Here is a 16,101-nt window from a genome sequence, read left to right as displayed (position 1 = left end):
ATGTGTGTAAAAAACACACGCTATTATTTAATTCGGTGACTAACCGAAAAACATTCGCCAATTTCACTCAGTAAATTGGCGAATAATCCTTACACTGCTCGTTTCAACAGCATTGATTTAATATGACCAATGGCCTTAGTAGGGTTTAATCCCTTAGGACAAACACTCACACAGTTCATAATGCCATGACATCTAAAGACACTAAAAGCGTCATCTAAATCATTTAACCTTTGTTCTGTTGCCGTATCACGACTATCGGCTAAAAAGCGATAGGCATGCAACAAACCAGCAGGACCAATAAACTTATCTGGATTCCACCAAAATGAAGGACAAGAAGTCGAACAACACGCACATAAAATACACTCGTATAGTCCGTCTAGTTTTTCTCTTTCTTCTGGCGCTTGTAAAAACTCGCGCGCTGGCGGCTGGTTATTATCATTAATTAAAAATGGCTTAACCTTTTCATACTGAGTATAAAATTGTGTCATGTCTACAACTAAATCACGTACCACAGGTAAGCCTGGCAAAGGACGAATAACAATTTTCGAACCTTTAAGGGCTGACAAAGGCGTAATACAAGCCAAGCCATTTTTGCCATTCATGTTTATACCATCTGAACCACATACACCTTCACGACAAGAACGACGGAAAGATAAAGTTGGATCTTGTTCTTTTAACGCAATTAAAGCATCAAGTACCATCATGTCTTGACCTTCAGACACCTCTAATTGGTAATCTTGCATACGCGGTGCGTTATCCACATCAGGATTGTAACGGTAAACAGAGAAATTCATTTGCATTAGTCGTTACTCCTAGTAAGTTCTTGCTTTAGGTGGGAAGGCTTCACGTAACTTAGGTGTCATATTCACCTCACGCTTAATCATCGACTCTGTCTCTGGTAAGAATACCGAGTGACATAACCAATTTTCATCGTCACGCTCAGGGAAATCAAAACGACTATGTGCACCGCGGCTTTCGGTTCTAAAGTTAGATGCCACAGCTGTGGTATAGGCGGTTTCCATTAAGTTGTCTAATTCAAGACACTCAATACGCATAGTGTTAAAGTCGTTACTCTTGTCATCTAAACGTGCATGTTGCAGACGCTCACGGATTTCACCTAGCTCTTTCAAACCAGTCGCCATGGCTTCACCTTCACGGAATACCGAGAAGTTTAATTGCATGCATTGTTGCAAGTCTTTCTTAATTTGTACTGGATCTTCACCCTGACCTGGGGTTGAGTTTTCCCAGCGATTAAAGCGAACTAAAGCCGCATCTACATCATCTTGAGAGGCTTCACGTGCATCGATACCATCAATGGCTTGACCTAAGTGCAAACCAGTCGCTCGCCCAAAGACCACTAAATCAAGCAATGAATTACCACCTAGACGGTTGGCGCCGTGTACAGATACACAAGCAATTTCACCACAAGCAAATAAACCTTTAATTGGCTTTTCGTTACCGTTAGCGTCAATGCTCAAGGCTTGACCATCAACATTAGTAGGTACACCCCCCATCATATAGTGACAAGTTGGGATAACTGGAATTGGCTCTTTAACCGGGTCAACGTGAGCAAAGGTACGAGACAACTCTAAAATGCCAGGTAAACGAGACTCAAGCACTTCTTTACCTAAATGGTCGAGTTTTAATTTACAGTGAGGTCCTTGAGGACCATCAAATCCTCGACCTTCACGAATTTCTGTCATCATTGAACGGGCAACCACGTCACGCCCAGCTAAGTCTTTAGCGTTAGGTGCATAACGCTCCATAAAGCGCTCACCGTCTTTATTCAACAAGTACCCGCCTTCACCACGACAGCCTTCTGTCACTAGGGTACCGGCACCGGCTATACCTGTTGGGTGGAATTGCCACATTTCCATATCTTGCATAGGTACACCAGCTCGTAGTGCCATACCTAAACCATCACCAGTATTAATGTGTGCATTAGTAGTAGAGGCATAAATACGCCCTGCACCACCTGTGGCTAACACCACAGCTTTAGATTTAAAGTAAACCACTTCACCAGATTCAATATCAATAGCAGTACAACCAACTACGTCACCGTCTTGGTTTTTGACTAAATCTAATGCATACCATTCACTAAATACTTTGGTTTTGTTTTTAACGTTTTGTTGATAAAGCAAATGCAATAAAGCGTGTCCAGTTCTGTCTGCTGCAGCAGCGGTACGCGCACCTTGCTCACCACCAAACTCTTTAGACTGGCCACCAAAAGGACGTTGGTAAATTTTGCCGTTTTCGAAACGTGAAAAAGGTAAACCCATGTTTTCCATTTCAATTATGGCTTCTGGTCCAGTTTTACACATGTATTCAATGGCATCTTGATCGCCAATATAGTCAGACCCTTTAACGGTATCGTACATGTGCCATTCCCAGTTATCGTCATGAGCATTACCTAAAGCAACAGTAATGCCCCCTTGCGCTGACACTGTGTGTGAACGGGTAGGGAAAACTTTTGACAACAAGGCGCATGATTTGCCCGACTCAGAAATTTGTAGAGCAGCGCGCATTCCAGCACCACCTGCCCCAATTACTACTGCATCATATTCGTGAACAGGAATACTCATTTACACACCCCACAAAACAAACAAACCAATAACCACATAAACACATGCAATTATATTAAGAATAAATTGAACCGCTGCTCTTAAGCCCGGCGCTTTTACATAATCAGTTAACACTTGCCACATACCTATGCGCACGTGAAACATAATAGAAACTAAGGTTAAAAAAGTGAAAACTTTCATGGCTAAGCCAGAAAACAAGTCTTGCCAAACGGCAAAAGTAATTTCTGGTGTGCAAATGAAGAACCAAGTCATAAATAATGAAAAGGCTGTCATAATTAAAGCAGTAGCGCGAATAGTGACAAAATCTTGAACGCCGTTGCGTTTTAAACTTGCTTGACCGGTTACCATAATACAACTCCTACAACGATAGTTAAGATGATCCACAAGGCTATAATGGCTTTAGCACTAAGGTCACCTGACTCTAGTTCTTCCCAATGACCCATATCCATAATCATGTGCCTAACCCCACCTAAAATGTGGTAGCTCAGGGCTGAAATGGTGCCAATTGCAACGAACTTACCAAAAGGTCCAGTCATGCATTCTTGAACTTGGACAAAACCTTCTGGAGAGGAAACTGATACTGCCCATGCCCAAATTACAAACATTAATGCAAAAAACAATGCAACGCCTGTAATGCGGTGAAGAATGGAAGTAATAGCAGCGGGAGGAAAACTAATAGTATTGAGTTGTAAATTAACTGGTCTTTGTTTTTTCACGTTTATCGCTCTTTATACCCGTAGGTGGTTAAACATTTCGATTCAAACCTAAGAATGTTTACCTTAGCTTAACCACTGCACATTGTTAGTGTTTTGTAAACAATAGGTTAAGTAAAAATAAACGCTACAATTTGAATCGCTGCAAGCCCCAGAAGTATATCCAGCGAATCTAACAAATACAATTATTGTTCTTTATTAATGGCTTATAACTAAGCTGTAGACTAAATAACTAGCAATAATTTATGGATTAACATTATTTGCTACCAAGCTATACCGAAAATTTATTTGCTTTTGTGCAATAATCAAAGAGAATAAATATTAACCAAAAGCGCATTAAAATTGACATTTATGGGCATTGTAAGTTCAAATAGCGCCGATTTCCCCCCAGTAAATGGCTGATTAGGCTATTTACAGAAATAAAATGATTCTGAGGAGAACAGTGTATGGCGGATAATAAAGCCATTTTGAAAGCGGGTGACAAAGAAGTAGAACTTCCCATTTTATCTGGCACAGCAGGCCATGACGTAATAGATATACGTTCTTTAGGCGCCAGTGGATACTTCACTTACGATCCTGGATTTATGGCCACTGGCTCATGTGAATCGTCAATTACTTACATTGATGGTGCTAAAGGCATTTTATTGCATCGTGGTTATTCAATCGAAGAACTAGCCAGAGATGCAGATTATATTGAAGTGGTTTACATGCTATTGCATGACAAAACCCCTAATTCTGAAGAATATAAAGCATTTAAAGATACCATTACACGTCACACTTTAGTTCACGATCAAGTTAATAACTTTTTCCGTGGATTTAGACGTGATGCCCACCCTATGGCTATGTTATGTGGCACAGTTGGGGCTATGGCGTCGTTTTACCACGATGATCTAGACATTCACGACCCTGAGCAACGTTTACGTAGCGCCTACAGACTAGTTGCAAAAATGCCAACTTTGGTTGCTATGTGTTACAAGTACAATATTGGTCAGCCTTTTGTTTACCCTAAAAATAACTTGAGCTACGCAGAAAATTTCCTAAACATGATGTTTTCTGTCCCTGCTGAAGATTATAAAATTAGCCCTGCTGTGGCTAAAGCGGTAGATAGAATATTTATTCTACACGCAGATCACGAACAAAATGCTTCTACTTCAACCGTACGTTTAGCGGGTTCTTCTGGTGCTAACCCTTATGCATGTATTGCTGCAGGTGTGGCGTCGTTATGGGGACCAGCTCACGGTGGTGCTAACGAAGCTTGTTTGAACATGCTAGAAGAAATCGGCACTGTCGATCGCATTCCAGAGTTTATTGCTAAAGCTAAAGACAAATCAGATCCTTTCCGTTTGATGGGCTTTGGTCACAGGGTTTACAAAAACTTTGACCCTCGCGCAACTGTGATGCGTGAAAGTTGTCACGAAGTATTAGCCGAACTTAAGATTGATGATCCACTACTGAATGTAGCCATGGAGCTTGAACGTATAGCACTTAGCGACCCTTACTTCGCTGAGAAAAAGCTGTTCCCAAATGTAGATTTTTATTCTGGCATTATCTTAAAAGCTATTGGTATTCCAACCAATATGTTTACTTGTATCTTTGCCTTAGCACGTACTGTTGGATGGGTATCTCATTGGCACGAAATGTTAAGTCAACCAGGACAAAAAATTGGTCGTCCTCGTCAGTTATATACTGGTGAAGCACAACGTCCTTACAATAAAATCGAAAAATAATTTTTTCCTAGCATAAAAAAACGACCTGTTTAGGTCGTTTTTTTTTAAGCATTCGAAAACTAACTTAAGCGCAACTCTTCGCTCTTTGCCGATTCAGGTGAACCCTGCGCGACTGGTTAATCAATAGCTTAGCAACCACTTGAAGTCACACTATAAAAGGTTGGCTCTGTGCTAAAACTAGGATCAACATTATAAAGTAAGTTACAGTTATCAAAAGTCGCATAGCCTTTTGGTACTACATAAACAGATTTGCCACCTGGAATATCATAAATTCCCCAATCGGCAGTAATCTCATCATTGGCATTAACCATAAGTTCAAAACTACCATCTAAAGTTAATATAAGATTGGCTCCTAAAGGAGCTATGTTACCTAAGGTAGTATTTACCGTTTGACCTTTAATAGTCACACTACCCGACTCTAGTTTTTCTTGGCCAGCTATCATGGCTTTAGCATAAACTAATGTATTGGCTGACTTAATTGCACCTTTTATGGCATTTAATTCTGGGGCAATGGCATCGTTGGTTAGATCAATAAATTTAGGGGCTGCCACTACCGACAACACACCTAAGATAATAATCACTATGATTAACTCTATTAAGGTGAAGCCAGCTTGGTTCTTTTGTTGCATTAATTTGCTTAATTATTAACTTGTCTACGATTTCAAATACTATATATCATAAAAATCTGAACTTCTTATAAAATTCAAAGTGTTACACTAAATTTTAAACTGCCTCGATAACAAACAGACATAAAAAAAGACGCTTTCGCGTCTTTTTTTAATAAGCTTAAGTCGATTAACGACGTAGGCCTAAACGTTTAATAAGATCTTGATAACGTTCAACGTTTTTACCTTTAAGGTAATCAAGTAACTTACGACGTTGGCTAACCATACGTAGAAGTCCACGACGTGAGTGGTGGTCTTTCTTATGATCAGCAAAGTGACCTTGAAGCTTATTGATATTGTGCGTTAACAATGCAACCTGAACTTCAGGAGAACCTGTATCGCCTTCTTTAACGCCATATTCTGCAACTATAGTCGCTGTTTCTTGTGTACTTAGTGACATATTCTTCTCCAATAAATAAGAGTTTAAAGATACAGCTCGCCAATCACTAATTCAGCGAGCCAAAAAGAGCGCGTATTATAGCTATGCCTTACTTAATAACAAGGCCTATTCTGGGTTTATTAACAGATTATTTAAATTCAGCTCTTTAACTCTACTTTTAGCTGTAAACCACAGTACGTTTAGGGGCAATTTTAGCATCAGGATCAATAAAGCCAACACCAAGAAACAATTGGCTAGTATGGCTGTAGACTCTAATTAAACTGTTTTGCTTAAAGCTTTTATTACCCATATAGTTTACTGGGTTACCATTTCTAAAAAAGCCCTCTGCCACAGGATCTAATTCAACACAATCTAAGGTTTTCACTGCTGAATCCATAGGCAATAACAAACTGTCTAATTCAGCAAATGTTACATCGTCGAGTAAGTCATCAACCTCAGGGTCAATTTTATCGCGTAGAGCTTGTAAATTTTCCACTGTGATCATTTGCTCAATTGGATAATCCGTTACTTGAGTACGATGCAACTTACTGACAAAAGCCCCACAACCCAACACTTGGCCTAAATCATCTACTAACGAGCGAATATAGGTGCCTTTACTACAGTGCACTGTCATATCTACTTCGTCGGCTTCAAACCTATCTACAGTTAAACTAAAAATTGTAATGTCACGAGCTTCACGCTCAATTTCTATACCTTGTCTAGCATAAAAATATAAGGGTTTACCTTGATGTTTTAAGGCTGAGAACATAGAAGGCACTTGTTTAATGGGCCCTTTAAACTGCTCTACAGCCTGCATTAATTGTGCTTGGCTAACATCTACCACCTTTTGCTCAACAACCTCACCATCAGCGTCAGAGGTGGTAGTGCGAACCCCTAATTTGGCTGTTACTTGATAAGTTTTATCCGCATCTAATAAGAATTGTGAAAACTTAGTGGCTTCGCCCAAACAAATAGGCAACATGCCAGATGCTAGTGGGTCGAGTGCCCCAGTATGGCCTGCTTTAGCAGCATTAAAAATTCTTTTAACCTGTTGTAGAGCATGGTTAGACGACAATCCTAAACCTTTATCAAGTAGGATAATGCCGTTAATTGCACGGCCTTTTCTTTTTCTACCCATAATGACTAATTTTTCTCGTCTTGATCAGAGTTTTCTTGCTCAAGTGAGCGGCCTGCTTGTTTAGCACGCTCTGCATCTTTCGTTAAGGTTTCACTGACTAAATTGGCAATACGTATACCTTCAGTTAATGAACCGTCGCGTACAAATTTAACCGCTGGCACTGCGCGCATACGCATGCGACTAGCTAAAAGAGTACGAATAAACCCCTTGTTATCATCCAGTATGGTTAAATAGTTTTTGATTTGTTCTTCGTCATTTTCAAAAAAAGTGACATAAATTTTTGCATGTGCAAGATCTCGCGACACTTCTACGGCCGACACTGTAACCATGCCTAATCTTGGGTCACGGTTTTTGAATTCATTTTGTAAAATACTGGCAACTTCTTTATGAATTTGCTGACCCACACGGTCAGTTCTAGAAAATTCTCTAGCCATATTTAATTCTCCTGATACTTACTTGTACCTGATACAAACAAAACGGAGGCCGCAGCCTCCGTTCAATTTAACTTGTTAGCAGAAAGCTTAATCTATACTAGATTAAAGCTCGCGTTTAACTTCAACAATTTCAAATACTTCGATCTGGTCGCCGGCTTTAACGTCGTTGTAGTTCTTAACGCCAATACCACATTCCACACCATTACGTACTTCTTGTACATCGTCTTTGAAACGTCTTAGTGATTCTAGTTCACCTTCGTAAATTACTACGTTGTCGCGTAATACACGAATTGGATTACTACGTTTTACTATACCTTCAGTTACCATACAGCCAGCAATAGCACCTATCTTAGGCGACTTAAACACGTCGCGAACTTCAGCAAGACCAATAATTTCTTGCTTAAATTCTGGGGCTAACATACCACTCATGGCTTGTTTAACTTCATCAATTAATTGATAGATAACGCTGTAATAACGTAAGTCAATTTCTTCAGAATCAACTACTTTGCGAGCAGATGCATCGGCACGAACGTTGAAACCAACCACAATGGCGCTTGACGCAGCGGCTAAACTGGCATCAGTTTCGGTAATTCCACCTACACCACTACCCACTATGTTGACTTTCACTTCTTCAGTAGACAACTTAGTTAGTGATTCAGAAATCGCTTCAACCGAACCTTGTACGTCAGCTTTTAATACTACGTTTAATTCGCTTACGTCGCCGGCTTCCATGTTAGCAAACATATTTTCTAGCTTAGCTTTTTGCTGCTTAGCAAGTTTAAGTTCGCGTTGTTTAGTGTGACGCTTGGTAGCAACTTCACGGGCTTTACGCTCATCTTGAACCACTAAAGCATCTTCACCAGCTACTGGCACACCTGAAAGGCCTAAGATTTCTACTGGCGTAGAAGGACCGGCAACTTTTACATCTTTACCGTTCTCATCGCGCATGGCACGAATACGTCCGTATTCAACACCACAAAGCATAATATCACCTGCACGCAGCTCACCTTCTTGAATTAGTACCGAAGCAACAGGGCCTCGACCTTTATCTAAGCGTGATTCAATGACTATTCCTTTAGCAGGACCAGTAGGTACAGCTTGTAAATCTAATACTTCGGCTTGCAAGCTAATGGCTTCTAATAGCTCATCAATGCCTTGGCCGGTTTTTGCAGAAACGTTAACAAACTGGTGTTCACCGCCCCACTCTTCTGAAATCACTTCAAGTTGTGATAATTCAGTTTTAACTCGGTCAAGATCAGCTGTTTCTTTATCAATTTTGTTAACAGCCACAATCAGAGGAACACCTGCTGCTTTAGCATGCTGTACTGCTTCTTTGGTTTGTGGCATAACGCCATCATCTGCAGCAACTACTAGAATTACAATATCAGTCGCTGTGGCACCACGAGCACGCATAGCGGTAAATGCCGCGTGTCCTGGAGTATCTAAAAAGGCAATGCGGCCATTTTCAGTTTCAACACTATAAGCACCTATGTGCTGAGTAATACCACCGGCTTCGCCGTCTGCTACTTTGGCTCGACGAATATAATCAAGTAATGAAGTTTTACCATGATCAACGTGACCCATAATAGTTACAACTGGTGCGCGGCTGGCTTTTTCGCCACCACTGGCTTCAGCAATTAACTCATCTTCTAAAGCATTGTCATTAACTAGCTCGTATTTGTGGCCCATTTCTTCAACCACCAAGACCGCTGTTTCTTGGTCTAGTACGTGGTTAATTGTCACCATTTCACCCATTTTCATTAGGGTTTTAATGACTTCAGTAGCCTTAACCGCTAACTTACTTCCTAGCTCAGCAACGCTAATGGTTTCACCTAAACGTACAACACGTTCAACTGGCGAGGCTGGCTTATTAAAGGCATGCTTAAGTTCTGAACCCGCGTTTTTCTTAGACTTCTTACGTCTACGGCCACCACGCTCAGATTGCATGTCTTCAACATCTTCAGCTTCTTGAGCGTAACGATTTGAATGTAAATGAACCTCTTCAGCTTCTTGCTTTTTACGACGTTCTTCTTCTTCTTTCCAACGCAACGAATTTTCATCGGCAAGCTTTTTAGCTTCAGCTGCGGCTTTTTTCGCATCTTCTTCTAACTTACGTTGGGTTTCTTCTTCTTGTGCTTTACGAATTTTTTCTGCTTCTGCACGGGCACGTTCTTGCTCTGCTTTTTCTTCAGGGCTAAGAGCTGACTCTTCTGCAGCTCGTGCTTCAGCGGCTTCTTTTGCTTTTTCAGCTCGCGCAGCGCGCTCTGCATCCGCTTTGGCTTTCGCCTCTGCAGCTTTTTTAGCTTTTTCTTCAGCAGCTTTTTTGGCTTCTTCCGCAGCTTTTTGTTCTGCTTCTAATTTGGCTTTTTGTTCTTCAGCTAAGCGTTTTGCTTCTTCTTCAGCCAATTTAGCTTCTTCAACATCAGAGCGTTTTACATAAGTACGCTTTTTACGTACTTCAACTGTTACCGCCTTGGACTTACCTACACTTAAAGTGCTGGTTGTTTTACGCTGTAACGTCATGCGCTTTGGCGCTTCTGAGCCAGTACCGCCATGCTGTTTACTTAAAAAGTCTAATAATTGACGTTTTTCGTCTTCAGTAACATTAGCACCTACGGTTTTTTCAATACCTGCACTTTTAAACTGTTGAACCAAACGGTCAACGGTCGTACCTATGTCAGTGGCGAGTTTTTCTATGGATACTTCTGCCATAATTGGTATTCCTCCTGGTGACCTATTCTTCGTTGAACCAAACGATATTACGAGCTGCCATGATCAATTCACCGGCTTTCTCTTCGCTTAATTCTTCTATATCTGCAATTTCATCTGTACCTTGTTCAGCCAAGCCTTCTAAATCGGTAATACCGCGGCTTGCCAACATATAGGCAACATGTCTGTCCATTCCTTCAAGATTGAGCAATTCTTCTTTAGGCTCAGCTGCTTCAAGGGTTTCTTCTGTGGCTAGGGCTCGGGTGGTTAACGTGGCGCGAGCTCGTTCACGTAACTCCTCAACCATTTCTTCATCTAAGCCTTCAATTTCTAACAATTCATTGATAGGAACATAAGCAATTTCTTCTAAGGTTGTAAAACCTTCGTCTACTAACACTGATGCAAAATCTTCATCAATGTCTAAGCCAGCAGTAAATACAGATAATACTTTTGCATTTTCTTCTTGATGTTTGGCAGTTAAATCTTCCACTGTCATAACATTTAATTCCCAGCCAGTTAATTGACTAGCTAGACGTACGTTTTGGCCGCTACGACCTATGGCCTGAGCCAAGTTGTCAGATTCAACCGCAACGTCCATTGACTTTTTATCTTCATCAACAACAATTGACGCCACTTCGGCCGGAGCCATAGCATTGATAACAAATTGCGCAGGATTGTCGTCCCACAGTACTATGTCAACACGCTCGCCACCTAGCTCACCTGATACAGCTTGGACTCGAGAGCCGCGCATACCTACACAGGCGCCTACAGGGTCAAGGCGTTTATCGTTGGTTTTAACCGCAATTTTAGCGCGCGAACCTGGATCACGTGCCGCGGCTTTAATATCTAGTGTTTCTTCAGCAATTTCTGGTACTTCTATGCGGAACAATTCAACCAACATATCTGGGTGAGTCCGACTGATGAATAACTGAGCGCCACGAGCTTCAGGACGAATAACGTATAATAAACCACGTACTCTGTCGCCTGGACGGAAAGTTTCTCTAGGCAACATGTCATCACGATAAATCACACCTTCAGCATTGTTACCAAGGTCAATAATCACATTGTCGCGATTAACCTTTTTAACCGTACCAGTAACTAACTCACCTACTCTGTCTTCATACTCGGCTAACACTTGGTCACGTTCAGCTTCACGTACTTTTTGTACTATTACTTGCTTAGCGGTTTGTGTGGTAATACGGTCAAAAGCAATAGATTCAATTTGCTCTTCGACGTAATCACCTAACTGAATGTCTGGCTCATCCATTTGTGCAGCAGAAATCGACATTTCTGCCATAGGATGTTCTTGTTCATGATCGTCTGGTACTACTAACCAACGGCGAAAAGTATCAAAATGGCCGGTTTCACGATCTATACTTACACGTACTTCAATTTCGCCTTCGTTTTTCTTTTTGGTGGCGCTGGCAATAGCAAATTCTAAAGCCTCAAAAATCTTTTCTCTTGGAACCTGTTTTTCATTTGATACGGCTTCAGCCACTAACAGAATTTCTTTATTCATTGTTGCCTCACTGATTACTCTTATACGACAGCCCTTGTCGGGTCTCCACCTTAATCAAAAGACGGGACAAGATTACCTTTTTCTATATTTACAATAGCCAAAACATGGGTTTGGTTATCAATTTCTAAGGTTAAATTACCTGCTTCGCAAGCCAAAACCTTCCCTTTAAAGTTACGTCTATCACCCATAGGTAGGCGCAATTTAACTGTTACTACTTCGCCCAAACAAGCCAAATAATGGGCTTCTTTAAACAATGGTCTATCCATGCCTGGTGACGACACTTCTAGGTTATATTCTGTGCTAATAGGATCTTCTACATCTAACACTGCGCTAGCTTGATGACTCACTTCTGCGCAATGTTCTACACCTATGCCATCTGGGTGATCTATGTACACACGTAAAGTTGAATGTTTACCAGCTCGAATAAACTCAACCCCAACTAATTCAAAACCTAAGGCCTCGACTGGTGCGGTTAACATTTCCGTTAGCTTTTGCTCGAGTTGCGACAAAACCATGCTCCAAAAACAAAAAAAGGGCTTAATGCCCAGAAACAAACTCTAAATTGCAAATACAAAAAACCCCGAACAAGCGGGGTTAATTTGTTTCTGGACCCTAGTCCACTAATCTTACTAAAACTTAGCCATTTGCCAAGCATTAAAAAGTGGTTGCGGGAGCAGGATTTGAACCTACGACCTTCGGGTTATGAGCCCGACGAGCTACCAGACTGCTCCATCCCGCGCTTGAAATCTTCTTTGAGTGATTTGGCTTGTTGGCCGTCTCTGCTCAAGTGGGGCGTATTATACATAGCAAACTTTAGCACGCAAGAGGAGATTAACTATTATTATCAAAAACCTGTTCAACTGTTCATTTGGCAAACGATTTGCTGATAAAACCCGCAAAGGCCAAAAATAAATCCTGTGACTCAAATCAATTAATGTATGGCCTCTTGCGATTTATTGCCCCCAACTAGCTAATTAACCAATAATTCCATTTTAGTGGCTAATTTAAAGTCTAACTCGCTGATCCCGCCCACATCATGAGTAGTGAGGTCCACTTCAACTTTATTGTATACGTTAAACCATTCAGGGTGATGCTTTAACTTTTCCGCCCAAATAGCAATTTGAGACATCCACCCAAAAGCGCGAATAAAACTTTTAAACTTAAAGGTTTTGTGCAACTTACCAGCTTTAATTTGCCAATGCTGAGTTTCATCTAAATTGGCATTTAATTCTGTTAAGGCAGAAACAATTTGTTGCTCTGTGTACTTTTCCATATTGATAGTTACCCTTTTAACATCTGTAGTTTTGAGTTTATTGTGTAAGGCTAGCCAACACAATGAAAGCACTAAGCTGATTTTAGCTTTAGTTTAGATGGAACAAATTTTTTACAAAAAAAATCCCGGTTGAACCGGGATTTTATATGATAAGCATTAAACTAGAACTCTATAGCCAAGCGTGCATAGATTTGTCGTCCTCTGGGGTCGTGCACTTTTGAATCAAAGCCAGCATTAGTAAATACCTGTGGTGGTTCTTCATCAGTTAAATTCACGCCGCCTAAAGATAAAATATAAGCACTTTCGGTTTCAAATAGTTGGCCAAGATCAATATTAAGCTGCGCATCCCAAGTCAGGTGGCTGTCAATTTCTTTATAACCTTGACTACAAGCGGCAGAGAAAGCATTACCGTCGGCACAGTTTTGATCGTCCGAATAGCTATCTATGTAACGGGCAAAAATGTTAGCTGAATAGGCTTGATGTTTCCAATTTAAACCAAAGTTAGCGCGTAACTCTGGAGTTGAAACCCCAATACTATTAAAGTTTCTAAGCCCTACTCCGTCTATAGGCCCTGCCTGCGGATCCACTAAGTCGTAGGCCAATATATAAGTGGCACTTAAACTAGGAGTAAAACTTCCCGAATCTGTTTCAAAGGTCATACTGCTGACAACATCTAAACCTGATGTTTCTAGTGAACTGGCGTTGACATAAGTAGTATTAACTTGCAACAACGGCCCATTTAATGGGTCACCAGCCCTTACCACCCTATCAGGGTTTTGTGGCTCGGCATTTAAAATGGCCTGAAAGCTTTCTTGAATAATTAAATTGGTAAAGTCAAAGTTCCAATAATCTACTTCGATTGACCAATCATCGGTAGGCTCTAAAGAAAAGCCTAAGTTATAAGCTGTAGACTCTTCTGGTACTAAGTCTTCGTTACCTGATGCTCTGGCTGCGGCAAAAGCCGCACTGCCAGTTAGAGGATCAACCATTTGATTTAAACTGGTTGCTCCACCGTCTCGTTGGAAAATAGACGGAGCTCTAAAAGAGGTAGATATCGAACCACGTAATGAAAAGTCGTCGTTTACTCTATAAGACAAAGCAAATTTAGGATCTAAAGTATCACCTGTAGTGCCGCCGTAATCTTCATATCGCAAAGCAATTTGTACATCTAAGTCATCGCTCATAGGCAAAGCGAGTTCACCAAATACCGCAATTACATCCTGTTTGCCGTATATATCAGGGTTACCTATCACAAAGGCAAATCTATCTTGGTTAGCTAGGGCATCATAATCTTGAGTTAGGTCTTGGTATCTGTATTGAGCACCAAAAGCTAAACCAGCGGCCCCTGCATCCATTTCGAAAAGCTCGGTAGAAATAAAGGCTTCTACTACTTCTATATTAGATTTAGAGTCAATTTCTTCACGAGCGGTAAACGAGTCGATGACGTTTTGTGAATTAGGCATCACAGTAAATTGTGTGGCAAAAGGATTGAAATATTCACAAGGGCCAACACCTGGAGTACCAGTAACAGGATCACAACCTTGCCCGCCTAAACCACGTAGAGCGTTTTGAAACTCTTGGGCTAAAGTGTCGTTAACTGCAAAATAATAGTTATTACGCGCAGCGGTATAACTGACCTCCCAAAATCCGTCTTCTAACTCGCCTTGCAACATAGTGCTAAATCTAAAGGTATCTGACTCTGTGTTAGCCGGATCCCCTGGATAAGTGCCACCATTGCCATTATTGCCTAGCTCACGACCAAAAAATTGTACATCTGTACCAAATACATTACTTGGATGACTAGCGGGCACTGTGGGGAAAGTTAAGATTGGAAAACTAGGTGATCCGCCCCGCTCTGCCCTGTTTCTGGCAGTGGAAATTTCGGTGGTCCATTCGATTGAATCATTGATTTGTTTTTTGGCTTGTACAAAAGTAGAAACTCGGGTTTCGTCGGGTACAAAGGAATACACATTACCAAAATCAAAGCCACAAAATCCGATTTCTAAGCCCGGTACAGTACCGGATGGGGCTAACAATCTTGGGTATCCGCCAAATTGCTCACAACCTGTAGGATCGATAAATGGCACCGCACCTAAGAAGAATGACCCTGGGCTACCTAATGAGCTGGTATCATCTTGAATACGACTTAGTCGTCTATCACCAGTAAATAAAGGCGAACGGTTGGTATAACTAATAGCTGCCATAATGCTGCTGTCGTCACCCACTGTGCCCCACAATCCTTGTACTGTGTATTCTTTATTATCGCCATGTGCGCCATCTTGATAATCTAGCGAGACTTGCGCGCCTTCATAATTATTTTTAGTGATAAAGTTCACAACCCCAGCTACTGCATCAGAACCATATAAAGCCGAGGCACCATCTTTTACAACTTCCATACGATTTAACGCAATCATTGGCACTAATGAACTGGTATCAACAAAATTGACCCCACTATTATTAGGCTGTGCAGTAACCACTTGTCTTTTGTTATTTAACAATATTAAGGTTGACGCTACGCCCAAACCTCTTAAATTCATATTAGAGGTACCAGCCGTAGCATTTTGGGTAAACGCATCTGGGGTATTTTCGGCACCAGTATTGATGGTTAAGGTTTGGGTAATATCACCAATACTTTTAGCACCTATAGCATCAATGGCCACACTGTCTACAACAGCAAGAGGTGAAGGTGAAGAAAAATTTTCGCTGCGTCTAACAAAACTTCCTGTAACCATGATCAATTCAATATTTTGATCATCTTTTGCTTGCTCTTCCTGTGCGTAAGCAACACTACCTGAAGCCATTAGTTGCGCTGAAACTGCCACCGCCAATGCTGTTAACTTTGTGTTCATTTTCATTCTGTGTCCCCAATAAGTAAGCTATTAGATATTAAACAGCTACAACTTGGCGCGCTTACCCACAACAACTTTCAAAGCTCACACTAAACTATTTAATTCTAATCATA

The 16,101-nt window shown here is 41.0% G+C and carries 14 protein-coding genes and 1 tRNA gene; 1 reads left to right on the top strand and 14 read right to left on the bottom strand.

Features of this window, described 5'->3' with window-relative positions:
• Positions 1–89 precede the first annotated feature (89 nt).
• From ACVCDT_RS05400 to sdhC, 4 genes are read right to left on the bottom strand one after another with little or no spacing between them, the layout of a single operon-like run.
• On the bottom strand, positions 90–800 hold the full coding sequence (locus ACVCDT_RS05400) for a succinate dehydrogenase iron-sulfur subunit (RefSeq protein WP_447131743.1): 711 nt from the start codon (positions 798–800) through the stop codon (positions 90–92).
• A 12-nt stretch (positions 801–812) separates the two neighbouring features.
• Complete coding sequence (gene sdhA / locus ACVCDT_RS05395; protein WP_447131742.1) at positions 813–2,582, bottom strand: succinate dehydrogenase flavoprotein subunit; 1,770 nt, start codon at positions 2,580–2,582, stop codon at positions 813–815.
• Positions 2,583–2,930, bottom strand: coding sequence for a succinate dehydrogenase, hydrophobic membrane anchor protein (gene sdhD, locus ACVCDT_RS05390; RefSeq protein WP_447131741.1), 348 nt, complete (start codon positions 2,928–2,930; stop codon positions 2,583–2,585).
• Positions 2,924–3,298, bottom strand: coding sequence for a succinate dehydrogenase, cytochrome b556 subunit (gene sdhC / locus ACVCDT_RS05385; RefSeq protein ID WP_447131740.1), 375 nt, complete (start codon positions 3,296–3,298; stop codon positions 2,924–2,926). Before sdhC ends, sdhD begins: the two co-directional genes overlap by 7 nt.
• 443 nt (positions 3,299–3,741) lie before the next feature.
• Here sdhC and ACVCDT_RS05380 point away from each other — a divergent pair, with 443 nt between their 5' ends.
• Complete coding sequence (locus ACVCDT_RS05380; protein WP_447131739.1) at positions 3,742–5,022, top strand: citrate synthase; 1,281 nt, start codon at positions 3,742–3,744, stop codon at positions 5,020–5,022.
• 128 nt (positions 5,023–5,150) lie between these two features.
• On the opposite strand, the gene ACVCDT_RS05375 is transcribed toward ACVCDT_RS05380, so the two are convergent.
• The 10 genes from ACVCDT_RS05375 to ACVCDT_RS05330 form a co-directional block, all read right to left on the bottom strand.
• Entirely contained in the window at positions 5,151–5,651 is a 501-nt protein-coding gene (locus ACVCDT_RS05375; protein ID WP_447131738.1) for a prepilin-type N-terminal cleavage/methylation domain-containing protein, read from the bottom strand.
• A 166-nt stretch (positions 5,652–5,817) separates the two neighbouring features.
• Positions 5,818–6,087, bottom strand: coding sequence for a 30S ribosomal protein S15 (gene rpsO / locus ACVCDT_RS05370; protein ID WP_447131737.1), 270 nt, complete (start codon positions 6,085–6,087; stop codon positions 5,818–5,820).
• Between the two features lie 157 nt (positions 6,088–6,244).
• Positions 6,245–7,204 carry a tRNA pseudouridine(55) synthase TruB gene (gene truB, locus ACVCDT_RS05365; RefSeq protein ID WP_447131736.1) on the bottom strand — a complete coding sequence of 320 codons (960 nt, stop codon included), beginning with the start codon at positions 7,202–7,204 and terminating at the stop codon, positions 6,245–6,247.
• Positions 7,205–7,209: 5 nt separating this feature from the next.
• A complete protein-coding gene (gene rbfA, locus ACVCDT_RS05360) occupies positions 7,210–7,638 on the bottom strand; it encodes a 30S ribosome-binding factor RbfA (protein WP_447131735.1) in 429 nt (142 codons plus the stop codon).
• A gap of 102 nt (positions 7,639–7,740) precedes the next feature.
• Positions 7,741–10,350, bottom strand: coding sequence for a translation initiation factor IF-2 (gene infB / locus ACVCDT_RS05355; RefSeq protein WP_447131734.1), 2,610 nt, complete (start codon positions 10,348–10,350; stop codon positions 7,741–7,743).
• Positions 10,351–10,372: 22 nt separating this feature from the next.
• Positions 10,373–11,866, bottom strand: coding sequence for a transcription termination factor NusA (gene nusA, locus ACVCDT_RS05350; protein WP_447131733.1), 1,494 nt, complete (start codon positions 11,864–11,866; stop codon positions 10,373–10,375).
• A 50-nt stretch (positions 11,867–11,916) separates the two neighbouring features.
• Positions 11,917–12,375, bottom strand: coding sequence for a ribosome maturation factor RimP (rimP, locus tag ACVCDT_RS05345; protein WP_447131732.1), 459 nt, complete (start codon positions 12,373–12,375; stop codon positions 11,917–11,919).
• A gap of 153 nt (positions 12,376–12,528) precedes the next feature.
• Positions 12,529–12,605, bottom strand: a tRNA-Met gene (locus tag ACVCDT_RS05340).
• Positions 12,606–12,836: 231 nt separating this feature from the next.
• Complete coding sequence (locus ACVCDT_RS05335; protein WP_447131731.1) at positions 12,837–13,139, bottom strand: 4a-hydroxytetrahydrobiopterin dehydratase; 303 nt, start codon at positions 13,137–13,139, stop codon at positions 12,837–12,839.
• A 161-nt stretch (positions 13,140–13,300) separates the two neighbouring features.
• The gene (locus tag ACVCDT_RS05330) at positions 13,301–15,994 is read right to left on the bottom strand and encodes a TonB-dependent receptor plug domain-containing protein (protein WP_447131730.1); all 2,694 of its coding nucleotides are present in this window, start codon (positions 15,992–15,994) and stop codon (positions 13,301–13,303) included.
• Positions 15,995–16,101 lie beyond the last annotated feature (107 nt).

This window comes from Paraglaciecola aestuariivivens (assembly GCF_052983255.1).
The sequence above is the reverse complement of the archived record's forward strand: the minus strand, read 5'-3'. Positions and strand labels throughout refer to the sequence as shown.